The organism is Deinococcus koreensis (assembly GCF_002901445.1).
GTDB lineage: Bacteria > Deinococcota > Deinococci > Deinococcales > Deinococcaceae > Deinococcus > Deinococcus koreensis.
The window spans coordinates 1,620,119-1,641,960 of sequence record NZ_PPPD01000001.1 but is presented as its reverse complement, the minus strand read 5'-3'; the positions used below and the strand labels follow the sequence as shown (position 1 = coordinate 1,641,960).

General features: G+C 71.8%; 19 protein-coding genes. 12 read left to right on the top strand and 7 right to left on the bottom strand.

Annotated elements, in window-relative coordinates; genetic code table 11:
• The first annotated feature begins 26 nt into the window (after positions 1 to 26).
• The 5 genes from CVO96_RS07830 (at position 27) to cobT (ending at position 3,983) form a co-directional block, all read left to right on the top strand.
• Positions 27 to 707 carry a metal-dependent transcriptional regulator gene (locus tag CVO96_RS07830; RefSeq protein ID WP_103311751.1) on the top strand — a complete coding sequence of 227 codons (681 nt, stop codon included), beginning with the start codon at positions 27 to 29 and terminating at the stop codon, positions 705 to 707.
• Positions 704 to 1,465: a thermonuclease family protein gene (locus tag CVO96_RS21405; protein ID WP_103311750.1), complete on the top strand. Its 762-nt coding sequence runs from the start codon at positions 704 to 706 to the stop codon at positions 1,463 to 1,465. Before CVO96_RS07830 ends, CVO96_RS21405 begins: the two co-directional genes overlap by 4 nt.
• Positions 1,462 to 2,199 (top strand): adenosylcobinamide-GDP ribazoletransferase, encoded by a 738-nt coding sequence (locus CVO96_RS07820; protein WP_243398215.1) that lies wholly within the window; start codon positions 1,462 to 1,464, stop codon positions 2,197 to 2,199. The genes CVO96_RS21405 and CVO96_RS07820 overlap by 4 nt, the downstream gene beginning before the upstream one ends.
• A complete protein-coding gene (locus tag CVO96_RS07815) occupies positions 2,175 to 2,771 on the top strand; it encodes a histidine phosphatase family protein (RefSeq protein WP_243398214.1) in 597 nt (198 codons plus the stop codon). The genes CVO96_RS07820 and CVO96_RS07815 overlap by 25 nt, the downstream gene beginning before the upstream one ends.
• 81 nt (positions 2,772 to 2,852) lie before the next feature.
• Positions 2,853 to 3,983, top strand: coding sequence for a nicotinate-nucleotide--dimethylbenzimidazole phosphoribosyltransferase (cobT, locus tag CVO96_RS07810; RefSeq protein ID WP_103311749.1), 1,131 nt, complete (start codon positions 2,853 to 2,855; stop codon positions 3,981 to 3,983).
• Positions 3,984 to 3,992: 9 nt separating this feature from the next.
• On the opposite strand, the gene CVO96_RS07805 is transcribed toward cobT, so the two are convergent.
• Positions 3,993 to 5,324 (bottom strand): aminoglycoside phosphotransferase family protein, encoded by a 1,332-nt coding sequence (locus CVO96_RS07805; RefSeq protein WP_133161765.1) that lies wholly within the window; start codon positions 5,322 to 5,324, stop codon positions 3,993 to 3,995.
• Positions 5,325 to 5,384: 60 nt separating this feature from the next.
• On the opposite strand from CVO96_RS07805, the gene CVO96_RS07800 reads away from it, so the two are divergent.
• Together CVO96_RS07800 and CVO96_RS07795 are read left to right on the top strand one after the other, a co-directional pair.
• Positions 5,385 to 5,621 (top strand): hypothetical protein, encoded by a 237-nt coding sequence (locus tag CVO96_RS07800; protein WP_103311747.1) that lies wholly within the window; start codon positions 5,385 to 5,387, stop codon positions 5,619 to 5,621.
• Between the two features lie 49 nt (positions 5,622 to 5,670).
• A complete protein-coding gene (locus CVO96_RS07795) occupies positions 5,671 to 6,225 on the top strand; it encodes a phosphoribosylanthranilate isomerase (RefSeq protein WP_243398449.1) in 555 nt (184 codons plus the stop codon).
• Positions 6,226 to 6,423: 198 nt separating this feature from the next.
• On the opposite strand, the gene CVO96_RS07790 is transcribed toward CVO96_RS07795, so the two are convergent.
• Both CVO96_RS07790 and CVO96_RS07785 read right to left on the bottom strand, forming a co-directional pair.
• Complete coding sequence (locus tag CVO96_RS07790) at positions 6,424 to 7,314, bottom strand: metalloenzyme domain protein (RefSeq protein WP_103311745.1); 891 nt, start codon at positions 7,312 to 7,314, stop codon at positions 6,424 to 6,426.
• Between the two features lie 196 nt (positions 7,315 to 7,510).
• A complete protein-coding gene (locus CVO96_RS07785; protein ID WP_103311744.1) occupies positions 7,511 to 7,918 on the bottom strand; it encodes a VOC family protein in 408 nt (135 codons plus the stop codon).
• A 140-nt stretch (positions 7,919 to 8,058) separates the two neighbouring features.
• Here CVO96_RS07785 and CVO96_RS07780 point away from each other — a divergent pair, with 140 nt between their 5' ends.
• Both CVO96_RS07780 and CVO96_RS07775 read left to right on the top strand, forming a co-directional pair.
• Positions 8,059 to 8,463, top strand: a complete 405-nt coding sequence (locus CVO96_RS07780; RefSeq protein WP_103311743.1) for a hypothetical protein — start codon at positions 8,059 to 8,061, stop codon at positions 8,461 to 8,463.
• Complete coding sequence (locus CVO96_RS07775; protein ID WP_103311742.1) at positions 8,464 to 11,382, top strand: DUF4132 domain-containing protein; 2,919 nt, start codon at positions 8,464 to 8,466, stop codon at positions 11,380 to 11,382.
• A 35-nt stretch (positions 11,383 to 11,417) separates the two neighbouring features.
• Here the strand turns inward: CVO96_RS07775 and nikC are convergent, their stop codons facing one another.
• The 3 genes from nikC to CVO96_RS07760 form a co-directional block, all read right to left on the bottom strand.
• A complete protein-coding gene (nikC, locus tag CVO96_RS07770; protein ID WP_243398213.1) occupies positions 11,418 to 12,272 on the bottom strand; it encodes a nickel transporter permease in 855 nt (284 codons plus the stop codon).
• 2 nt (positions 12,273 to 12,274) lie between these two features.
• Positions 12,275 to 13,282 (bottom strand): ABC transporter permease, encoded by a 1,008-nt coding sequence (locus CVO96_RS07765; protein WP_103311741.1) that lies wholly within the window; start codon positions 13,280 to 13,282, stop codon positions 12,275 to 12,277.
• Between the two features lie 111 nt (positions 13,283 to 13,393).
• Positions 13,394 to 14,965 carry an ABC transporter substrate-binding protein gene (locus CVO96_RS07760; RefSeq protein WP_243398212.1) on the bottom strand — a complete coding sequence of 524 codons (1,572 nt, stop codon included), beginning with the start codon at positions 14,963 to 14,965 and terminating at the stop codon, positions 13,394 to 13,396.
• A gap of 197 nt (positions 14,966 to 15,162) precedes the next feature.
• On the opposite strand from CVO96_RS07760, the gene CVO96_RS07755 reads away from it, so the two are divergent.
• Positions 15,163 to 16,560, top strand: coding sequence for a 3' terminal RNA ribose 2'-O-methyltransferase Hen1 (locus CVO96_RS07755; RefSeq protein WP_103311739.1), 1,398 nt, complete (start codon positions 15,163 to 15,165; stop codon positions 16,558 to 16,560).
• An 88-nt stretch (positions 16,561 to 16,648) separates the two neighbouring features.
• A complete protein-coding gene (locus tag CVO96_RS07750) occupies positions 16,649 to 17,554 on the top strand; it encodes a GNAT family N-acetyltransferase (RefSeq protein ID WP_103311738.1) in 906 nt (301 codons plus the stop codon).
• Between the two features lie 6 nt (positions 17,555 to 17,560).
• Here CVO96_RS07750 and CVO96_RS07745 read toward each other — a convergent pair whose 3' ends face one another.
• Positions 17,561 to 19,150 (bottom strand): hypothetical protein, encoded by a 1,590-nt coding sequence (locus tag CVO96_RS07745; RefSeq protein ID WP_243398211.1) that lies wholly within the window; start codon positions 19,148 to 19,150, stop codon positions 17,561 to 17,563.
• A gap of 106 nt (positions 19,151 to 19,256) precedes the next feature.
• Here CVO96_RS07745 and CVO96_RS07740 point away from each other — a divergent pair, with 106 nt between their 5' ends.
• On the top strand, positions 19,257 to 21,824 hold the full coding sequence (locus CVO96_RS07740; protein WP_103313352.1) for a polynucleotide kinase-phosphatase: 2,568 nt from the start codon (positions 19,257 to 19,259) through the stop codon (positions 21,822 to 21,824).
• The last annotated feature ends 18 nt before the right edge of the window (positions 21,825 to 21,842 follow it).

The window sequence follows — 21,842 nt, the reverse complement described above, 5'->3', positions numbered from 1 at the left end:
TGCGGACTCTGCTCTACACTGACTCTATGACCGCCCGCGCCCTCTCCCGCTCTGCGGAGGACTACCTCAAACACCTGTATGTCCTGGGGCAGACGGGCAAGGTGAACACCCAGGCGCTGGCCTCGGCGCTGGAGGTGGCTCCGGCCTCGGTGACCGGGATGCTCCGCAAGCTGGCCGAGCAGGGCCTGGTCTCGCACGCGCCGTACCAGGGCGCCCAGCTGACCGCCGAGGGCGAGCGGGTGGCGCTGGAGGTGTTGAGGCACCACCGCCTGCTGGAGCTGTTCCTGCACCGCGCCCTGGGCGTGCCGCTCGACGAGGTGCACGAGGAGGCCGAACGCCTGGAGCACGCCCTGAGCGAGCGCCTGGAGGCCCGCATCGCCGCCTGGCTGGGCGACCCCACCCACGACCCGCACGGCGACCCGATCCCCACCCTGGAGGGCGAACTGCCCGCGCGCTCCGAACGCCGGCTCTCGCAGCTCGCGCCCGGCGACGGCGGCGTGGTCTCCCGCGTGCCCGACGGCGACGCCGGGCAGCTGCGCGCCCTGGTGGCCGCCGGCCTGACCCCCGGCGCCGATGTCCGGGTGCAGACCGTGGACAGCGCCCTGGGCACGCTGACCGCGCAGCTCCCCGGCCGCACGCTGACGCTCTCGCTGGGCGTGGCCGCGCAGGTGCATGTCCACGCTCCGGGTCGTCGCCCGGCGCCGTGAGGGCGCGTGGCTCAGACGGCGCCCGCGCCCGTCCGCGCCGCCGGACGGCCTGGGGGTGGGCCGCGCTGGGGCTCCTGCTGTGCGCCGTGGCGCTGGGCGCCTGGGCGCTGTGGCGGGGGTCTGGATCACTGCCACCCGCCGGCCGCACCCCTTCGCCCCGCCCCCAGCAGACCCGCCCCCAGCCGACCCGCCCCACCGGCGCCCCCGTCTCCGGCCCCGCCACGGCCATCGACGGCGACACGCTGGACATCCGGGGCACGCGCGTGCGGCTCTTCGGCATCGACGCCCCGGAACATGACCAGACCTGCCGCCGCGCCGGGAAAACATATGCCTGCGGCCAGGAGGCGCTGGGCGCCCTGCGCGGCCTGCTGGCGGAGCAGGCGGTTCGCTGTACCCCACGCGCCACCGACCGCTACGGGCGCACGGTGGCGGTCTGCGCGGCGGGAGGGCAGGACGTGAACGGATGGATGGTCGCTCGGGGGTACGCGCTGGCCTACCGTGACTACAGCACCGACTACGTGGCCCAGGAGAACGCTGCCCGGAAGGCGAGGCGCGGCCTGCACGCCGGCACCTACGTGAATCCTGCCGACTTCCGCCGTGGCGGGGCGGCTCCCGCGGCCCCGCCCGCCCCTGCCCGGCGCGCGCCCTACGCCTCGTGTGCCCAGGCCCGCGCCGCCGGCCACGCCCCGGTGCTGCGCGGCGAGGGCGGCTACAACCCGAAGCTGGACGGCGACGCAGACGGCAGGATGTGCGAGTGAGCCCCCGAGAGTCCCCGCTCCGCACCCAGGTTCAGGCCGCGCACCTGGCGCTGACCTTCCTGACCACCCTGCCCCTGCCCCATATCCGCGAGGTTCGCGAGGGCGACTTCGCGCGGGCCAGCGCCTACTACCCGCTGGCGGGCTACGCGGTGGGCGGCGGCGTGTCGCTGCTGCTGTGGCTGGGGCTGCCGCTGCCCGGCGGCGTGGTCGCCGCGCTGGGCGTGGGAGGGTGGCTGCTGCTCACCGGGATGCTGCACTTCGACGGTCTGGTCGACAGCGCCGACGCCCTGTTCGCGGTCAAGACCCCGGCCCAGCGCCTGGAGATCCTGCGCGACCTGCACATGGGCGCCTTCGGGCTGGCGGTGGGCGCGCTGGCCCTGCTGACGCTGTGGAGTCTGCTGGCCGCGCCGATCCCCGCTTACGCGCCGCTGGTGGCGGCCGTGGCGGCGCGCACGGCGCTGCTGCTGCCCATGAACCTGTACCCCGCCGCCCGCGCCGAGTCGCTGGGCGCGCGTTCGCGCGAGGGCCGCTGGGGCGTGGCGCTGCTGCTCGCCGCCCCGACCCTGCTGCTGCCCGGCGCCGGGGTGGCATGGCTGGCGGCGCTGGGGGCCGCGCTGCTGGTGGCCCGCTTCGCCGCCGGCCGGCTGGGCGGGGGCCTGAGCGGCGACGTGTTCGGGATGATCGTGGTGTGCGCCGAACTGGCGGCCCTGTGCGCCTTCGCCTGGGGCCGCTGAGCGTGCTGACCTTACACCTGATCCGCCACGCGCCCAGCGCGCCCAACGCCCAGCGCCGCTATCCCCGCCCGGACGAGGACGCCCCGCTCTCGCCCGCGGGGGAAGCCCTGGCCGCGGCGTTGACGCTGCCGCCCACGGCCACCGCCCTGACCTCGCCGGCCTGCCGCGCCCGGCAGACCGCCGCGCTGGCCGGCTTTCCGCAGGCGACCGTGGTGGACGCCCTGCGGGAAGCGGATTTCGGGGTGATGGCGTGGCACACCTGGGCCGAACTGGAGGGGGCGCACGGCGACCTCCCGCGCGCCTGGATCGACGCGCTGGGCGACCCCGACAGCCCGGCTGGCCCCCCCGGCGGCGAGACGGGCCGCGCCTTCCACGCCCGGCTGCGGCGCTGGCTGGACACCCTGCCCGCCGGGGGCGAGGTGGCCGCCTTCACCCACGCCGGCCCCCTGCTGGCCCTGCTGCGCCTGAGCGTGGGCCTGCGCGCGGCCGAGGCGCCGCCGGGGACGGTCGCCACCCTGCGCCGGGCCGGGGGCCACTGGTGGCTGGTGCGTTTTGTGGGTCTACCCACCTGAGCCGGAGCCGTCTGACCCTGATCGGAACGCCCCACGCCCTGCCCCTCCGTCTTCGTCACCTTGCTCCCTGAAAGGACGTCCATGACCCCATCTGAACCAACTCCATCCGAACCAACCCCAACTGACCCAACCATTGCCGACCTCCAGCTGCTCCTCCAGAGTGTCCTGCCCGCCGACGCGGCCGCCATGTCCCGCGCCCGGGAGCGTCAGGCCCAGCTCACCAAGCCGGCCGGGGCGCTGGGCGACCTCGAAGACCTGGGGGTGCGCCTGGCGGGCGTCTTCGGCAGCGAGCGGCCCCATCCGCGCGGGGTGGCGGTGATGGTCGCGGCCGGGGATCATGGCGTGGCCCAGAACGCCCTGGCCCAGGGCGGCGTCAGCGCCTACCCGCCGGAAGTCACGCCCGCGATGGTCGCCAACTTCCTGGCCGACACGCCGGCCGGCCCCGGCGGCGCCGCCGTGAACGCCCTGGCCCGCACCGTGGGCGCGCGGGTGTACGTGATGGACGCCGGGGTGAACGCCGAGCTGCCGGATCACCCCGCCCTGATCCGCGCCGCCGTGCGCCGGGGAAGTCGCGACCTGAGTGCCCAGGCCGCCATGACCCCAGGGGAAACGCTGACCCTGATCCTGGCCGGCGCGGCGCTGGCCCGCCGGGCGGTGGCCGACGGCGCCGATCTCCTGATTCCCGGCGAGATGGGCATCGGCAACACCACCCCCGCCGCCGCGATCACCGCCCGGCTGCTGGGCCTCGACCCGGCCGCCGTGACCGGGCGCGGCACCGGCGTGGACGACGCCCGGCTGGCCCACAAGGTGGGGGTCATCCGCACGGCGCTGGCCCGCACGCCGACCACGAACCCGCTGGAGGTGCTGGCCGAGTTCGGCGGCTTTGAAATCGCCGCCATGCTGGGGATGATGCTGCAGGCGGCCGCCCAGAGGCGCGCGGTGATCCTCGACGGCTTCGTGGAGGGGAGCGCGGCCCTGGTGGGCGTGGCCCTCGCTCCCCAGCTGCGCGACTTCCTGTTCCCGGCGGGCGAGTGCGCGGAGGTCGGCCACGCGGCGCAGCTCTCGCACCTGAGCCTGAAGCCGATGTTCCACCTGAACCTGCGGCTGGGCGAGGGCACGGGCGGCGTGCTGGCCGCGCCCCTGCTGCTGGGCGCCGCCGCCACCCTGCGCGAGATGCGGACGTTCGAGGAGGCGGGCGTGCCGGGGGGCTGAGCCTCCGGCTCAGGGGGCCGGCAGCGTCAGCAGTCGCCTCAGGTGATCGAGGTGGGCGCCCTGCCACTCGGTCTTGTCCTCCACGGCGTCCTGGATGCCGTCCACGTAGCCCAGCGCCCGGAACAGCTCGCCGGCCCGCAGCGCGTCGGCGAACAGGGCGCGCAGGCTGTCCAGCGGGGCAGAGTCCGTCCAGGCGTGCAGGTAGGCGTCGCGGGCGGCGTCCAGCACGTCGTGGTGCAGGCTCCAGTCCCCGTCGAAGACCTCGTGCGGGAAGAAGTACGCGGGATTCGCGTCCAGAAACGGGTGGGTCAGGCACACGTCCGACCAGTCGAGCAGGGTGAAGGCGCCGTCCTGAACGGTCACGTTGCCGCCGTGCAGGTCGCCGTGCCCCAGCGTGCGCGGCAGCGGGCTGGCCGCCAGCCGATGAAGGGCGGCCTCCAGCTCCGGGCGCGCGGTGCGGAGTGCTCCGGCCTCCTCGGCACTCAGTCCTCCCTCCTGGCCCAGCATCAGTACCTCATCTGAGAACAGCGCGTCCAGCCAGCCCAGCACGTACTCCGGCCCCCGATCCCGCAGCCCCCAGCCGCTCAGGTGGGGCCGGCTGGATCGCTGCACGCGCGCCAGGTGGGTCATCAGGGCGTTCAGATCGGGGGTATCGCTGACCTCGCCGCAATCGCCCAGCAGCAGGAAGCCCCGCTCCCGGTCGGCGGCCAGCACGGGCGGCGCGGCGCCGGGCAGCTCGCGGGCCAGCAGTGGCGTGAACTCCACTTCCCGTGCGAAGAAGTCCGGCACGGCCTTGAAGTACAGCGGCCCTGCGTCTGTGGGCACGCGCCACAGCGCACTGATCTGCCCGTGCTTGAGCACGGTGGGTTCGCCCGCGCGCCTCAGGCCCTGCGCGGCCAGTTCGGCGTCCAGCCAAGCCCGCGCGCCGCCGTGCCAGCCCGCGTGCATCCACGGCACGTTGGCCGGCGGCGTGCAGGCGGCCTCGGCCCAGCCCCGCTCCCGCTCGCCCAGCGCGGCCAGCGGCTGCCAGTCGAGCTGGGCCCCGGCGGCCGCGTCCAGCTGCCACACCACCTCGGCCCGGCGCACCCCGTCCACCTCGCCTGAGGATGTGAAGTGGAGCCGGCGCAGGAGCCGCCCCCGCAGCCCGGCCGTCTGTGCCGCCTCCAGCACGTTCGCGCCGTCATAGGTGGTCTGGTCGGTGCTCAAGGTGTGCAGCGCCGCCCGCCCGCGCCGCACGAACAGCAGGTGCAGCGTGGTCTCGCGGCTAACGCTCGCTGGCGGCGGGCCAGGGGCCGGCGCTGGGACAGGGGCCGGGGGTGCGGAAGGCGCGGTGGCGGACATCCCCCCAGCGTGTCACGCCCCTCACGGCGGCGCATCGGCCGTCTGGCTCAGAATGGGGGCATGACCGACCGCGAACTGAACTTCGCCCGCGAGATCCTGGGAGAGCGCTCCTGGCGCGACGTGCCCGACGCCGAGGTGCTGGCCCGCTCCGAGGAACTGTTGAACGGCTGGATGGCGAACGAGCACCGCATGGAGCGGCCCAAGCTCTACGACCACTACGCGCTGCTGCTGCTGGCCCTGCTGCGCAGGAACCGCGAGCTGGAGGCGAGGCTGGCCGCCCTGGAAGCCCGTGAGTGAGCGCGTGCGCGTCAAGGTCTGCGGCACCACCTCGGTTCACGACGCCGTGATGAGCGCCGAGGCCGGGGCCGACGCCGTGGGCTTCATCTTCGCGCCGGTCAGCCGGCGGCTGGTGTCGCCGCAGGTGGCGCGCGAGGCGGGCCTCAGTGTGGGCGTCACGGTGGCCCGGGTGGGCGTGTTCCTGAACCAGGGGCTCGACGAGGTGCTGCGGACGGCCGAGGCGGCGCGCGTGAGTGCCGTGCAGCTCCACGGCGAGTTGTCAAGTCTTTACGTGGAGCAGGTCGCCGCGTATTATCCCGTTCTGCGCGTGCTGAGCCCGGCCGAGCTGGCCGGAGCAGACGTGTGGAGGGCGCATCCCGGCGTCACCCTGATGCTGGACGCGCCGCAGCCGGGCGGGGGCGTGCCCCTCGACTGGGACGCGCTGAGGGCGGTGTTTCCAGTGGGCGCCTGGCTGGCCGGTGGGCTGGGGCCGCAGAACGTGGCGGCCGCCATCACCGCCCTGCGTCCCGCCGCAGTGGACGGGGTGAGCCGGCTGGAGTCCAGTCCCGGAGTGAAGGACGCCGAAGCGGTGCGCGAATTCGTGCGGCAAGCCCGGGCAGGGTGACAAGTTATCCACAGTGAAACGGACGCCTGTGGATAACTTTGGAACCTATGGAACGCCCTGCCAATTCTCAGAGAAACGTTGTCCTGCACAGCCATTCCCAGGGTTTTCCGGGGGTGGTGGTCTGGACTTATCCACAGCTTATCCACAGGCATTGTGGATAAGCCTGTGGATAACTTTGGGCCCCAAACGTGCCTCGGGTTAAAATTCGCTGTCGGCCACGGGGCCCAGGCCGAACCACCCCGCCAGCACCCGGCCCCCCTCCACGATGTCCCGGGGCTGGCCCAGGTTCACGCCCACCCCGGCGAAGGGCACCCGCGCCAGGGTGTGCGCCTTCACGCCCAGATTCTCGAAATTGCCGTGGTCGGAGCTGATCACCACCCGCGCGCCGGCCTCCAGCAGTCCTTCCAGCAGGGCGTCCAGGCGGGCCAGCCAGTTCAGGCCGGCTGCCTGCACCCCTGGCGGGGTGGGGTCGCGGCCCTCGTGGCCCAGCAGATCGCTGAACCACAGATCGGCCACCAGCAGGTCGTGGTCACGGGCACTCCCGGCCAGCGCCGCGCCCACCCGCGCCACCTCGGCCACCGGCTGCACGGGCGTCCAGGGAGGGCGGAAGCCCAGCCCCAGCGACGCCCGGACGAGCGGCAGTCCCGGCGGATTGAGCGGCAGCCCCGCCCCCCGGAAGGCGAAGGGAAAGCAGCCCAGGCGGTTGCGGGTGGGCGCGGCACCCGGAGAGGCCGCAGGGAGCTGGGCCGCGAAGTACTGCGGCGCGTACTCGTTGACCAGCGCCACGCGCCCTCCCGCCTGGGCCAGACGCCTGGGCAGACTGTGGGCACTCAGCAGCCGCTGCAGGGTCGGCCCCGGCTGCGGCCCGAAATGCTCGCCCATGGCCGCCACGGCGTCCAGCCCGGTCAGCCAGCAGGTCTGGCCGGTGCCGGACTGCGGCAGCCCCGGTACCCCCAGGGTCGCGTCCAGCGCGAGGCCCGCGTCGATGAGCGGGCGCAGCGTGGGCAGGGGCTGTTCCCACACGGAGCCCGGCGGCGCGCCTCGCGGGTGCCCCACGCCGTCCAGCGCCAGCCACACGAGGCCGCTCATGCCTGCCCTGCCATCCGGGCAGCATAGCCCCTGGCCGGACGCCCAGACGGACGGTGGTTCATTACGCGTGGCGCTCCATTCCGGAACCTCCGGGAGAGCGCCGGAGGTTCCTCCACATCGCGCCACGCGTCCTGGTTGCTTCTCCCTTCGGTCGGGCCCAGTCGCTCAAACTTGAGCGACTGGGCCGCAATGGGTATCAGTCGGCCGCGCCGTGCCCGGACTGCCACGCGAACACGTCCACAGCGGCGCCGTCGGGGTCGGTCACGGTCAGGTAGCGCTGGCCCCAGGGGGCGTCGTAGGGCTCGGGGACGGAATGCCCGGCGGCGCGCAGGCGGGCGGCGGCCTCATCCACCCCGCGCGCCGAGTCGGACTGCAGGGCCACGCCGATCCGGCCGGCTCCAGCGGGCCGGGTCCAGCCGGCGTGCAGCTCCTGCATCAGCGCCTCGGTCTCCCAGGCGATCCGCAGGCCGCCGACCGAGATCTCCACGTGCCCCTGCGAGGCGTCGGCGGCTGGCGGGATGGGCAGGCCCAGCGCGCGGTAGAAGGCCAGCGACCGCGCCATGTCGGACACCAGGATGCTGACGTAGTTCAGGGTCAGGGTCATGCGGCATTCTCGCCGTTGACCAGAGCGGACGATCAAGATACGTGCGGATGTGACGCATCGCTGTCGTGAAGAACATGGTGAGATGGGACACATACGTTCGAGAGTGTGTTACGCTGTGAACAGAATGAGGAGGTCATATCGTGTCCTATACCGTGAATGTCCTTGACGAGACCACCGCCCGCCCCCGGCCCGTTGCCGCCGTGTCGCTGGAATTCGAGACAGAGACGATCACCGTGCGTGAACTGATCCGCCGCCGCGTGTACGACGAGGTCACCGCGTACAACGCCGGCGCCCAGGAACGCTTCCGGGGGCTGGTCGTGCCCCAGGGCATGGAACGGGAGCTGAACAGCCCCGTGCTGCCCCGCCCGCGCCGCATCGACTGGGAGCAGCAGTCCGCCCGCGCCCTGGAGGCGTTCGTCCGGAGGGGCATCATCATCCTGGTGGGCGAGCGGCAGGTCGAGTCCCTGGACGAACCCGTGACGCTGCGGTCGGGTCAGCCGCTGGACGTGACGTTCATCAAGCTGGTGCCGCTGGTGGGGGGGTAGGTGCAGGCGAGAGCCGTTGCCACCCGTATCCGTCAGCTCCTCAGCGCCCGTGAGCAGGCCGTGCCCAGCATCATGAACATGCTGGGCACGGTGGATTACGAGACCCGGGAGCAGGCCCTGGACACGGTGCTGCAGGAGTCCTGGCGGGGCGAGCTGGAGCTGGCGGAACGCTGGATGTTCACGCAGGCGCTGGAAAAGGTTCTGGAAGGCTTCGAGGCTGACGGCCACGCCGTCCGTCCTGAACTGCGTGCCCGCCACCGTGTCCTGACCTGGATCAGGCACAGCACCAATTTTCAGACCATGGAGCGCGAGGCCCTGGGGGCGCTGACCTTCCTGGCCCGGGACGAACGGAATCTCACGCTTGAACTCCTGGCGAGCTGCATAGACGCCCAGGATCCGACCCACCGGAAACCCCTGCGCAGAATCGTCAGCCGGATGCAGGAACAGGCGGACGTGCTCAATGACCTGGAAGGGGGCCTGTTGGGCAGCGGTCGGGAGGCCGAGGACGCCTGGTTGAACCTCTTCGTCAAGCGTTTTCTGGCGCAGCGTGCCCACGGCAGCCAGCGCCCCAGCGCTCCTCCTGTCCCGCCCCCTCTGGCCGAACGACTGGCCCTGAGACTGCTGGAAGACGAGTTCCCCAGCGTGCCCGCGCACTCGCTCAGGGACTTCAGACTGATGGGGCTGTCCAGGCTGAGCCCCGAAGACCTGAGTTCCGAAGTGCGTCTGCGCATCATCCAGGACATGCTGGACAGGCAGTACCTGCCCCTGGGGGGATACGGGGGATCCGTGGCCGGCGCCGCGCTGGAGACACTCATCCAGGCCGCCCGGCAGGCGGGCACCCTGCCCCCCTTGACGCTGGCGGCCATCCGCCGCTCGGCGTTCTCTGGAGTCGATGCCGACCACCTGAACGACTGGAAGGCCGTGCTCACCCCCGAACTCAACCCCGGTGAGGCGTGGTCGGACGCCTTTCTCGCCCGCCTTGATGCCCTGTCTCCTGAGCAGCGCCAGCCCTGGCCCGCGCTGCTGGCCTTCGCGCGTACAGCGTCGGCGGGGAAACCGAGCACGAAATGGCTGAAAGAGGGAGAAAAGTATTTGAAGGCGGTGGGTCTGGCTCCTTTCCGTGAGGTGCTGACGGCAGCGCTTCCACTCCTGTCCAGGTCGCGCACCTTCGCGCTTGAGGGGTCGAATTTCCAGGGTGCAGACGTCAATCTGGTCATTGAGCCGTTCAACGCGCTGTCCCTCAAGGGGCTGCTGTGGCTGGTGCCCCTGGCGGCCGACGACGCCCTGACTCGGGCGGTGGCCCTCGTGGTGGAGTCGGCGCTGAAGAAGGTGCCCAGCGTCGGCCCCCGTGATCCGAAAATCGCCAATGCGGCCGTGTATGCCCTGTCGCGCACCGAGTCCGGCTCGGCCCTGGCGGCGCTGGCGCGGCTGGCGACGACCGTGACTTTCAAGGGCACGCTGAAAGAGGTGCAGAAGGGTCTGGAGGTGGTGGCTGAGCGCCTGCACGTCACACCCGACGACCTGCTGGAACTGGGCGTGCCCACGCTGGGCCTGAGCGGGGCGGGCGTGCGCGCGCAGGCGCTGGGCGACGTGGAGGCCCGCCTGAAGGTGGACGGGGGTGGCGCGCACCTGAGCTTCAACCGGGGCGGCAAAGCGCTGAAGAGCGTGCCGGCGGCGGTCAAAAAGGACTTCGCCGAAGAACTGGCTGACCTCAGGGCCGCGCAGAAGGAAGCCGAGAAGGCGGTGGCGTCGCTCTCGCAGCGGCTCGACGGCCTGATGATTCAGCCGCGCGTGTGGCTAGGTGAGGCGTGGCTGGAGCGGTATCTGGCCCACCCGCTGGCCGGCACGGTCGCGCGGCGGCTGCTCTGGCTGGTTGACGGCGTGCCCGCGCTGTGGGCCGACAGCGACCTGCGGAACTCGCAGCATGAATCCGTGCCCGTCCTGCCGACCTCCGAGGTGGCGCTCTGGCACCCCATCGGGCGGGACGTGGAGGAGGTGCTGGCGTGGCGCACGCGGCTGGAGAGCCTGGACATCCGCCAGCCGTTCAAGCAGGCGTGGCGCGAAGTGTACGTGCTGACCGACGCCGAGCGGCGCACGGACACATACTCGAACCGCTTTGCCGGGCACATCCTGAAGCAGCACCAGTTTCACGCGTTGGCGGCCCTGCGCGGCTGGCGCAACCGGCTGCGCCTGATGGTGGACGACTCCTACCCCCCCGCCATGCGCGACCTGCCCGCCTACGGCCTGCGCGCCGAATACTGGATCGAGGGGGTGGGCGAGGACTACGGCACCGACAGCACCGACTCGGGCACCTACCTGCGCCTGGGCACTGACCAGGTGCGCTTCTATCCCCTCGGTGCGCCGGAAAACCACGCCCACGCCGGTGGCGGCGGGTACACCATGTGGGTCAACCAGACCCAGCAGCCCGTGGCCCCGCTGCCGCTGGAGCAGATTCCGCCTCGGGTGCTCTCGGAGGTGCTGCGCGACGTGGATCTGTTCGTGGGTGTGGCCTCGGTGGGCAACGACCCGACCTGGCAGGACGGCGGCCCCGGTGGACGCTTCCGCGAGTACTGGCAGAGCTATTCCTTCGGCGAGCTGACCGAGACGGCCAGGACGCGCGCCGCGTACCTGGCACGGCTGATCCCGCGCCTGCAGATCCGGGAACGCCTCTCGCTGGACGGCCGCTTCCTGCGCGTGCGGGGTGAGCGGCGCGGCTACAAGATTCACCTGGGCTCGGGCAACATCCTGATGGAACCGAACGACCAGTACCTGTGCATCATCCCCGGCGGCCGGGGCAGCGGGCCGGATGTCGACTTCGATGGCGACCGGGTGCTGTCGCTGGTGCTCAGCAAGGCCTTCTTGTTGGCCGACGACACCGCCATCACGGATCCCGTGATTCTCCAGCAGATCGGGCGCTGACGGCGTCGATCCGGAATTCGGCGCGGTTCGCCAGCTCAGCGCGCAGCCCGCGGGTCGAACATGTCCCGCAGCCCGTCTCCGAGCAGGTTGAAGGCCAGCACGGTCACCAGGATCGCCACGGCGGGCGCACTTGATGCCCACGGCGCCTGCCCGATGTAGTTGCGCGTCTCACTGACCATCGCGCCCCACTCCGGGGTGGGCGGCTGCGCCCCGAAGCCGATGAAGCCCAGCCCGGCGGCGGTCAGGATGGCGTTGCCCACGTCGAAACTGCCCTGCACCAGCAGCGGCGCCAGCGAGTTCGGCAGCAGGTGCCGCAGGGCCACGCGGGTCTGCGAGGAGCCCAGCGCGCGGGCCGCCTCGACGAACTCGCGCTCCCGCAGGGCCAGCACCTGGGCGCGGATCAGGCGGGCGTAGGTGGGCCACGACACCAGCGCCACCGCGATCATCACGTTGCTCAGGCTGGGCCCCAGCGCCGCCGAGATCGCCATCGCCAGGATCAGGCTGGGGAAGGCCAGGAAGATGTCGGTCACGCGCATCAGCGCCTCGTCCCACCAGCCGCCGCGCAGCCCGGCGATCAGTCCGACCGCCGAGCCGACCAGCAGCGAGGCCAGCATGACGCTGACCCCGAGTCCCAGTGAGATGCGCGCCCCGTTCAGCACGCGCGCGAGCACGTCGCGTCCCAGCTGGTCGGTGCCCAGCAGGTGGACGCCTGAGGGCGCCTGGAGCCGGGCGCCCAGATCCTGCGCGGCCGGGTCGCCGCTCAGCCCGGGCCCCAGCAGGGCGGCGACCAGCAGCAGACCCAGCAGCGTCAGCCCGATCATGGCCCCGGGATTGCGCCGCAATCTCCGCCAGCTGGCGTTGCCGGTGCCCGCCGGAAGAGGGGCGGTCACCGTCACGAGAAACTGATCCGGGGGTCGAAGAAGGCGTACAGCAGATCCACCAGCAGGTTCACGACCGAGTACGCCAGCCCGGCGATCAGCGTGACCCCCATGACCGCCGGGAAGTCCAGGCTGATCGCCGAGGTGGTGGCGTAGCCGCCGATGCCCGGCCACGAGAAGATCGTCTCGGTCAGCACCGCGCCGGTCAGCAGGCTGCCGAACAGGCTGCCCAGCACGGTCAGGATCGGCAGCGAGGCGTTTCTCATGGCGTGCTGTCCGATCACGCGCGCCCGCGTCAGGCCCTTGGCCCGCGCCGTGCGGATGTAGTCCTGCCCCAGCACCTCCAGCAGCGCCGAGCGGGTCATGCGGGTCAGCAGCGCGGCCGAATACATGCCCAGCACCAGCCCCGGCAGGATCAGGTGCCGCACGGCGTCCACGAACACCTCGCGGTCGCCGGCCAGCAGCGCGTCGACCGTCACCAGGCCGGTCTGCACCGGCGGCGCGAGGCTGTAGGCGTCCAGCCGCCCCGGCCCGGGCAGCCAGCCCAGGCGCTCGTGGAACACGCTCAGCGCCAGGATCGCCAGCCAGTACACCGGCGTGGCCCCGCCCAGCAACGCGAAGGTGCGCGCCAGCAGGTCAGGCGGTCTGCCCTGCGTGAGCGCCGCCACCACCCCCAGCGGCAGGCCGATCAGCAGGGCGAACACCACCGCCACCAGTGTCAGCTCCAGCGTGGCCGGAAAGAATTGCCGCAGGTCGGCCACGATGGCGTTCTGCGTCCGCAGCGAGGCGCCCATGTCGCCCTGCGCCAGCTTCTCCATATAGAGGCCGTACTGCGCTGCCAGCGGCCGATCCAGCCCGTTCCTGACCCGAAAGGCCTGGAGCTGTTCCTCGCGGGCATTGTTGCCCAGGGCCGCCGCCGCCGGGTCGGCCGGCAGGGCGTGCGAGATCACGAAGGCCGCGAGCGTCACACCCCACAGCACAAAGACCATCAGCGCCAAGCGCCGCACGACATAGACGAGCAAATGGGCTCCTTTTCGACAACGCCGCGGGTGACCCCCCCACCCCCTCGGGGCACCATCCCTCAAGGGGAGCAGACTGAGCCGTAGCGCCGCGGGGCAGAGGGGTCGTCCGCCCTACTTCTTGCTGATCTTTTCGAACTGCACGTCGCCGTTGGCGTTCTGGTTGAAGCCCACGACGCCGCTCTGGAACACGATGGGCCGGCTGGGCTGGTACAGGATGGCGTAGGGGCCCTCCTTGACCATCAGGGCGTTCAGCTGCTTGTACAGGTTCAGGCGCTTGCCGGCGTCGCTCTCGATGGCGGCCGCCTGGGCGAGCTTGCTGGCAGCGGGATTGCTCCAGCCGTTGCGCCAGGCGAGCGACTTGGCGCCGAAGTCCGAGAGCGGCGTGCCGTTGCCGTCGGCGTCGGGGTAGTCCGGGCCCCAGGAGACCTGGATCAGCGGGGCCTTCTGGGCACGGTAGGCGGTCAGCAGCTCGCTGTTCACCATCTGCTTGATGTTCGCCCTGATGCCCACCTTCGCCAGATCGGCCTGAATCTTGGCCGCCAGGTCGGCGCAGGGCACGCCGCCCGCGCACGAGCCGGTGCTGACCATGAAATCCACGCTGAAGCCGTCCGCCTTGCCCGCGGCCTTGAGCAGCTCCCGGGCCCGCTCGGGGTTGTACGGGTAGTAGATCTTGGGGTCGGAGCCCGCCAGGCCGATGGGGATGATGGTCTGCGTCTTGCGACCCAGGCCCTGCAGCAGGCCCGAGATGATGCCCTCCTGGTCGATGGCGTAGCGCACGGCCTCGCGCACACGGGCGTCCTCGAAGGGCATGCCCTTGGCGCTGTTCATGCCGAGATAGGCCAGCAGGAAGGAGTCGGCCTTCTGGGTCTTGAATTTCGTGCCGGTGGCCACGGCCTTGAAGGCGTCGGGGGTAAAGTTCATCGCCACGTCGATCTCACCGGAGTTCAGCGCGGCCTGCTGGGCACTGGCCTCAAGCATGTAGCGCAGGATCACGCGCCGGATGCTGGGCGAGCGCCGGAAGGCCTGCGGGTTGACGTCCAGCGCCACCTGCGCGCTCTTGTCCCAGCGGTTCAGCACGAAGGGCCCGCTGCCCGCCGAATGATCCTTGAGCCACGCCGAGCCGTAGTCGCCGTTCTGCTCGTGCGCCTTGGCCTCCGCCGAGTCGATGACGGCCCCCACGTTGAAGGTCAGCAGCGCCAGCACGATGTTCGGGTTGGCGGTCTTGGGGATGTCCATGGTGACGGTTTTCGCGTCCGGGGCGGCCACGCTGCCCACCTTCAGGTTCGCCACGTCGGTATACAGGAAGCTCGACGGGGTTTTCAGATTGATGACGCGGTTGACCGAGTACACGACGTCGGCCGCCGTGACGGGGCGTCCCGTGCTGAACTTGGCGTCGCGCAGCCTGAAGGTCAGGCGCGAGCCGGTGGCGGTGGGCGTGACCGTCCAGCTCGAGGCCAGGCGCGGGCGCAGCCTGGTCAGGTCGTTGCCCTCGTAGGCGACCAGCGTGTCGTACAGGTTGCCGGTGACCAGCGAGCCCGAGAACTCGTAGGACACGCCGGGATCCAGGGTAATCAGGTCGGAGAAATCCCCACCGATGACCAGCGTGCTCTGGCGGGCGGACTGCGCGCCGGCCGTGGGCAGCATCAGGGCGAGCGACAGGCTGGCGGTCAGGGCGGCGTTCATGACATGGCGCATACAGTACCCCCGGAATTCAGGAATGCACAGGTTCACGTTCAGGGCCTAGCTCGCAGAGACAGCTCACGGACACCGGCATTCTGTCACCTTCGCCGCGCCCGTGCAGGGCATGGGCAGCTTCAGGGGCGGGGGTGGGCCACCTGGCCGATGTGCCCCGCCCGTTCTCTCGCTAGCCTGCGCTGACCATGCTGCTCACGCTGACCGCCATCTCGCCGCAGGAGGCCGCGTGGCCCGCCACCGACCTGGGGTATCTGCTGTTCAAGCACCCGGATCGCGTGTTCACGCGGGCGCTGCCCTTCGGTACGGCGACCGTGTTCTACCCGGAGGCCAGCGCCGGGCGCAACGTCGCTGCGCTGGTGCTGGAGGTCGATCCGGTGGCCCTGAGCCGCCGCGAACAGCCCCGTGAGGGCCGCCCGCTGGAACCCTACGTGAACGACCGCCCCTACGCCGCCGGCAGCTTCCTCGCCGTGGCCCTGCGCGAGGTATTCGGCACCGCCATGACCGGCCGCAGCCCCCACCGCCCGGAGCTGGCCGACACGCCCATCGAACTGACCGCCGAGCTGCCCTGCGTGGCCGCCCGTGGCCCCGATGGGCTGCCCCGACGCCTCTTTGAGCCGCTGGGCTACCGGGTCGAGACCGCGCCGATTCCCCTCGACCCCCTGTACCCCGAGTGGGGCGAGCGGCCCTACGTTCACCTGCGGCTCTCGGCCACGGTGCGCCTGCGCGACCTGCTGGCCCACCTGTACGTGCTGCTGCCCGTGATGGACGGCCGCAAGCACTACTTTGTCGGGCAGGAGGAGGTCGAGAAGCTGCGGCGCCACGGCGCCGGCTGGCTGGACGCCCACCCCGAGCGCGAGCTGATCGCCGGGCGCTTCCTGAGGTTCCGCGAGCTGGTGCGGCAGGCAACCGACGCCTTCCCGAGTCTGGACGAGGAGACCGCTGCCCCCCCGTCCGATCCGCGCCCGCGCCTGCACGACGAGCGCCTGGATCGTGTGGCCGCCCTGCTGCGCGACTCCGGGGCCAGGCGTGTCCTCGACCTGGGCTGCGGCGAGGGCCGACTGCTGCGCCGCCTGCTGGCCGAAGCACAGTTCCGCGAGCTGGTCGGCCTGGACATCAGCGCCCGCGCCCTGGAGATCGCCGCCGAACGCCTGCATCTGCAGGAGCGCCCCGAGCTGCGTGAACGGGTCACGCTCCTGCACGGCAGCCTCGCCTACCCCGACTCCCGCCTGCGGGGCTACGACGCCGCCGCCCTGGTGGAGGTCATCGAGCACCTGGAGCCGCACCGGCTCGACGCCATGACGCAGAACCTCTTCGGCCACGCGCGCCCCGACGTCGTGGTCGTCACCACGCCCAACCGCGAGTACAACGCGGTGTTCGAGCAGCCGCAGACCCTGCGCCATGTCGACCACCGCTTCGAATGGACACGCGCTGAATTTCAGGCCTGGGCCCAGGCGGCGGCCGGGCAGTACGGCTACAGGGTGCGGTTCGAGGGGATAGGCGACGAGCATCCGGACTACGGCGCGGTGACGCAGGTGGGGGTGTTCGAGCAGACATCGCGCTCACCGTCTGGAGGATCAGGGTGAGCCGGGGACGTGGCCCGCAACCGGGCGCAGGTCACCGTGCCTATCCGGCAGATTCGCGCTGCTTCCCTGTCGCTGTCAGCATCCGACCATGAGAGACCTTCGGCCCGCCGAGCCCCGCGACGCCCACGTGGCCGCGCTGCTGCAGAACGCGACCAGTGAGCCCCATTTCTCCATCACGGCCCAAAAGTTGACCCACATCTTCGCTCAGGAGCGACATGGCTACGCTGTCAGCGAGGCGGCGGGAGTTCTCACAGGACTGTCGTCGTGCTGGCTGCCCGAGTTCCACCCCACGCACGCCTGGATTGGACTGCACCTGCATCCAGACGCGCTGGGTGACGGTACGGCAGCGGCGCATCTCACCTGGCACGCTGGGGAGGCCGAGCAGGCAGGGCGTACCCACCTGTGGCTCAGCGTGCGCGAGGACTACCAGCCTACCTGGCCGGACGTGGAAGCCCTGGGCTTCCGGGAAGTGCATCGCACCTTCGGCGGGGGCTTTCACCTGCAGCACCGGGGGGTTGACGGGGCGGCTCTGGAGACCAGGCTGGCAGCGCAGGGTTACCGCCTGGAGGCAGCGGCGGCCAATCAGCACGACGCGCGTCTGCAAGGGCTTTACGAACTGACGTGCGGTGACAAGGTCAGTGCTCCGCCCACCATCCCGCTGGCCTCGGCTGAGCTGAGCGACGAAGACGCGCTGTGGGAAGCGGCGGTGCTGGCCTGGCAGGGCGAAGATCTCGTGGGGCTCGCCTTGCCTGAGCGCTCGCGGCTGGAGGCGTGGAACGCCGTGCTGATCGTCCATCCGGGGCACCGCCGCCGTGGCCTGGGCACGGCTCTCCAAGTGCGGGTGGCACGGGCTGTCCAGAAGGGTGGCCGTGCCTTCCTCAATACCGCCGGTAGCGCGCGGGACGCGGCCTACCTGGGGGTGCTCCGCCGCTCAGGTGCCAATATCGAGCCCGACTGGATCGCGTACGACCGTTCGATAGCCGGGCTGGGCTGACCTCTCTTAACGCCCGACCTCGAATGCCTGCTTCCGGCTCAGCACAGCCTGACCCCGGGCGCTGGTGACCTTCAGCTCCAACGTGTGCGGGCCGGGCGTCAGCTCTGCGGCCCGCAGCGTGAAGCGGTAGGGGAGGGCGGCGGCGGTGGGTACGGGGCGGCCGTCCAGTGTCAGGGCGACCTTCACCCCGGCGTCCAGCGTCTTGACCCACAGCGCGCCCTGCACGTCCTCCTGCACCTTCAGGCGGGTGGGGAAGGGCTGGGGCACGCGCACCGGGGAGGCCGGGTCGAAGCGCGTGCGGAAGGCCCCCACGTCCCGCAGCTCGCGGAACGCCGCCAGTTTGGCGGGCACCCCGCTCAGGCGGTAGTCGTTGCGGCGGCCCTCGCCCCTGTCCTGCACGAAGGCGCTGCTCAGCATGTCCAGGTTCAGCCAGTTGATGTTCTTCAGCCGGGGGTACTTCAGGGCGGCGCCCCAGTACAGCTCGCGCAGCCTGGCGAGTGCGAACCCCGTGAAGTCCTGCCCCGGCGCGGCGCTGGAGCGGTGCGAGGCGCCGTACTCCGAGACCTGGATGGGGTGGGTGCAGGCGTACTTGTCATAGATAGGCTTGAGCACGTCCAGCGGGCTCTCGTTCAGCGTCGGCTCCTTCAGGTTGCCGTTGCGGTAGGGCACCGAGTACAGGCTCAGGCCCACCCAGTCCACCGCGTCGGCGCCGGGGTAGTAGGAATCCAGCACCTCCAGCCGCGAGGGCATCGCCATCCAGACCATCGCCACGTTGGGCGCCTCGCGGGCCATGACGTCGTGCACCAGGCGGAATTTCGCGCGGTAGAGGGCCGGGTCGCGGCTCCATTCGTTGGCCGGGTCGTTGAACTCGGCGGCGAAGCGCAGGAAGATCGGCACCCCGCTGTTCGCCGCCGCCCGCGCGAAGGGCAGCAGTGTGGCCTCCGTGACCTGCCGCAGCGGTATGGCCGGCTCCAGGGCGATGTGCAGGGCCCCGCCCGCCTGTTTCGCCGCCTGGGCCAGGCGGGCGGGGAACACCTCGCCGATGCCCGGCTGGAGCTTGAAGTAGCGGAAGTACACCGCGAAGCCGCCCTCCAGCCCTGGCCCCAGGCTGATCTGCGAGCCGCGCAGGGCGGTCTCGTCCACGTACATGCCCAGATACAGCCCGCTGGCCGGTTCGAACCTGGCGGGTTTGGGGGCGCAGCCGGGCACGGGGGCAGCGGTGGCGGCGTTCAGCACATACAGCCCGGCGTCCTGCCGGTAGGGCGCGGTCTTGTTCTCCAGGGCGCGGGCGGTCACCGTGTCGCCCCGGTCGCGGTAGCCCTGGATCGCGCGGGCGTAGGCGTCGCTCGCACCGGCCAGGTCGCCCGCGCCCACCAGCGCGTCGCCCAGCGCCCGCCAGTTGGCCGCGCTGGGGTTCAGCTCCGCCGCCCGCCGGAAGGCCAGCGCGGCCTGGGCGCTGCGCCCGGCTTTCAGCTCCTTCTGGCCCTGCGCGTACCACTGATCGGGGCTGGTGGGCGGCGCGGCGCCCACCGGCCCGGCCAGCGTCAGGGCCAGCAGCGGAACGAGCAGCGACAGCGGCGGGCGGCTCCGGGTCACCTCCCTATGGTACTCAGGCGGCCCCCGGCCCTGGTGTGGGCTGAGCCATCCGGCGGACGGCGCGCGGGGGCGCGATATGACAGCATCCACCCTGAGACCCCACGCCATGACCGACGCCCCCCACCTCCCCTCACCCCTGCTGGCGCTGCCCGAACTGGCGCTGCCCGAACTGGCGCTGGTCGCGCTGGTCGGCGCCTCGTCGGCCGGCAAGTCCACCTTCGCCGCGCGCCACTTCCGCCCCAGCGAGGTGCTCAGCTCGGACGCCTTCCGCGCCCTGGTCAGCGACGACGAGAGCAGCCTGGAGGCCACCGCCGACGCCTTCGAGAGCCTGTACTTCGTGGCCGCCAAACGCCTGGCGCGCGGCCGCCTGACCGTCATCGACGCGACCTCGGTGCGCCCGGACGACCGCCGCCGGCTGGTGGAACTGGCCCGGCAGCATGACGTGCTGCCCGTCGCCATCGTGCTCGATCTGCCCCGGAGCGAGCTGGAGGCCCGCCACGCCGCCCGGACAGACCGGGACTTCAGCCCGGCGGTGATCGGGCGGCAACTGGCCGAACTGCGCCGCACCTTCCGGGGCCTGGGCAGGGAGGGCTTCCGCCACGTCTGGGCGCTGCGGTCGGTGGCCGAGGTGGACGCCGCCCGGGTCACGCGCACAGCGCTCTACACCAATAAAAAGCACCTGAGCGGCCCCTTCGACCTCATCGGGGACGTGCACGGCTGCCTGGCCGAACTGCGCGACCTGCTGGTCAGGCTGAGCTACGCCCTGGACGGCGAGACGGTGACCCCGCCGCCCGGCCGCACGGCGCTGTTCGTGGGCGATCTGGTCGACCGTGGCCCCGACTCCGTGGGCGTGCTGCGGCTGGTGATGGGCATGGTGCACGCGGGCACGGCGCTGATGGTGCCCGGCAACCACGAGGAAAAGCTGAAGCGGGCGCTGGACGGCAAGGCCGTGAACGCCCTGCACGGCCTGGACGTGACCCTGGCAGGCCTGGACGCCGCCGGAGACGCCTTCAAACGCGAGGTGCGCGACTTCATCGACGCCCTGGTGAGCCATCTCGTGCTGGACGGCGGCCGGCTGGTCGTGGCGCACGCGGGGCTGCCCGAGAGGTACCAGGGCCGCAGCAGTGGCCGCGTCCGCTCCTTCGCCCTGTACGGCGACGTGGACGGCAGCAAGGACGACCTGGGCCTGCCGGTGCGCCGCGACTGGGCGGCCGACTATCGCGGTTCCGCGCTCGTGGTGTACGGCCACACCCCGGTGGCGGCGCCCCGTGGGGTGAACCGCACCCTCAACATCGACACCGGCTGCGCTTTCGGGGGGTCGCTCACGGCCCTGCGCTATCCGGAGATGGAGACGGTCTCGGTGCCCGCCCACGCCCAGTACGCGGTGCCCGCCCGCCCCTTGCAGGAGGCGCCGGCCCCCGCCGACGCGCCCTTCGATCTGGCCGACTTCCTCCAGGCGGGGAGGATCGACACGCGCACCTTCGGCGGTATCTCGCTGCGCTCCGGCGAGCGTGCGGCGGCGGTGGAAACCTTCAGCCGCTTCGGTGTCGATCCGCGCTGGTGCCTGTACCTGCCACCGACCATGAGCCCGGTGGAAACCAGCTCGCAGCCTGACCTGCTGGAGCACCCCGCCGAGGCCTTCGCGTACTACCGCGCCCAGGGCGTGGGGCAGGTCATCTGCGAGGAAAAGCACATGGGCAGCCGCGCCCTTCTGGTGCTGGCGAAGAGCGAGCAGGCCGCCCGGGAGCGCTTCGGCGTCCAGCAGGGTACCGGCAGCATCTATACCCGCACCGGCCGCCCCTTCTTCACCGACCCCGCCTGGGAACAGGACGTGCTGGAACGCGCCCGCGCCGCTGTAAGCGCGGCTGGCCTGTGGGACACGCTGGACACCGACTGGCTGGTGCTGGACGCCGAGATCCTGCCCTGGAGCCTGAAGGCGGGCGAACTGCTGCGGGGCCAGTACGCCGCCGTGGGGGCCGCCGGGAACGCCGCGCTGCCCGCCGCCGTGGCCGCGCTGGAGGGGGCCGCCGCGCGTGGCCTGGACGTGGGGCCGCTGCTGGAGCGCAGCCGCGGGCGGGCAGCGGATCTGGCGGCCTATCGAGACGCCTACCGCGCCTACGTGCGCCGGGCGGACAGCCCGGCGGGCGTGCAGCTCCGGCCCTTCCACCTGCTGGCGTCGGCGGGCGCGGTGCACAGCGACCGGGATCACCTCTGGCACCTGCAGACCCTCTCGGCGCTGGCGGAGGCCGATCCGGCGCTGTTCGGCGCCACCGACCACCGCGTGGTGACCCTGGCCGACCCGGCCTCCGAGGCGCAGGCGACCGCGTGGTGGACGGCCCTCACGGCGGCCGGCGGCGAGGGCACGGGAGAGGGCATGGTGGTCAAGCCGCTGGTCTTCCTGAACCCCGAGCCGCGCCTGCTTCAGCCGGCCATCAAGGTGCGCGGGCGCGAGTACCTGCGGATCATCTACGGCCCGGAATACACCCGCCCCGAGCACCTGGCCCGCCTGCGCGCCCGCTCGCTGAATGCCAAACGCTCCCGCGCCCTGCGCGAGTTCCACCTGGGGCTGGAGGGCCTCGCGCGCTTCGCCGAGGGTGCGCCCCACGCCCGTATCCACGAGTGCGTGCTGGGCGTGCTGGCGCTGGAAAGTGAGCCCATAGACGCCCGGCTGTAGCCTGCCCCGGCCGGGCTC

Coding starts and splice junctions, on each gene's coding strand:
- CVO96_RS07755 (WP_103311739.1), top strand. CDS start 15,163: ATGCTGCTCACGCTGACCGCCATCTCGCCGCAGGAGGCCGCGTGGCCC.
- CVO96_RS07760 (WP_243398212.1), bottom strand. CDS start 14,965: ATGAACGCCGCCCTGACCGCCAGCCTGTCGCTCGCCCTGATGCTGCCC.
- CVO96_RS07805 (WP_133161765.1), bottom strand. CDS start 5,324: ATGTCCGCCACCGCGCCTTCCGCACCCCCGGCCCCTGTCCCAGCGCCG.
- CVO96_RS07795 (WP_243398449.1), top strand. CDS start 5,671: ATGAGCGCCGAGGCCGGGGCCGACGCCGTGGGCTTCATCTTCGCGCCG.
- CVO96_RS07785 (WP_103311744.1), bottom strand. CDS start 7,918: ATGACCCTGACCCTGAACTACGTCAGCATCCTGGTGTCCGACATGGCG.
- cobT (WP_103311749.1), top strand. CDS start 2,853: ATGACCCCATCTGAACCAACTCCATCCGAACCAACCCCAACTGACCCA.
- CVO96_RS07790 (WP_103311745.1), bottom strand. CDS start 7,314: ATGAGCGGCCTCGTGTGGCTGGCGCTGGACGGCGTGGGGCACCCGCGA.
- CVO96_RS07740 (WP_103313352.1), top strand. CDS start 19,257: ATGACCGACGCCCCCCACCTCCCCTCACCCCTGCTGGCGCTGCCCGAA.
- CVO96_RS07800 (WP_103311747.1), top strand. CDS start 5,385: ATGACCGACCGCGAACTGAACTTCGCCCGCGAGATCCTGGGAGAGCGC.
- CVO96_RS07830 (WP_103311751.1), top strand. CDS start 27: ATGACCGCCCGCGCCCTCTCCCGCTCTGCGGAGGACTACCTCAAACAC.
- CVO96_RS07750 (WP_103311738.1), top strand. CDS start 16,649: ATGAGAGACCTTCGGCCCGCCGAGCCCCGCGACGCCCACGTGGCCGCG.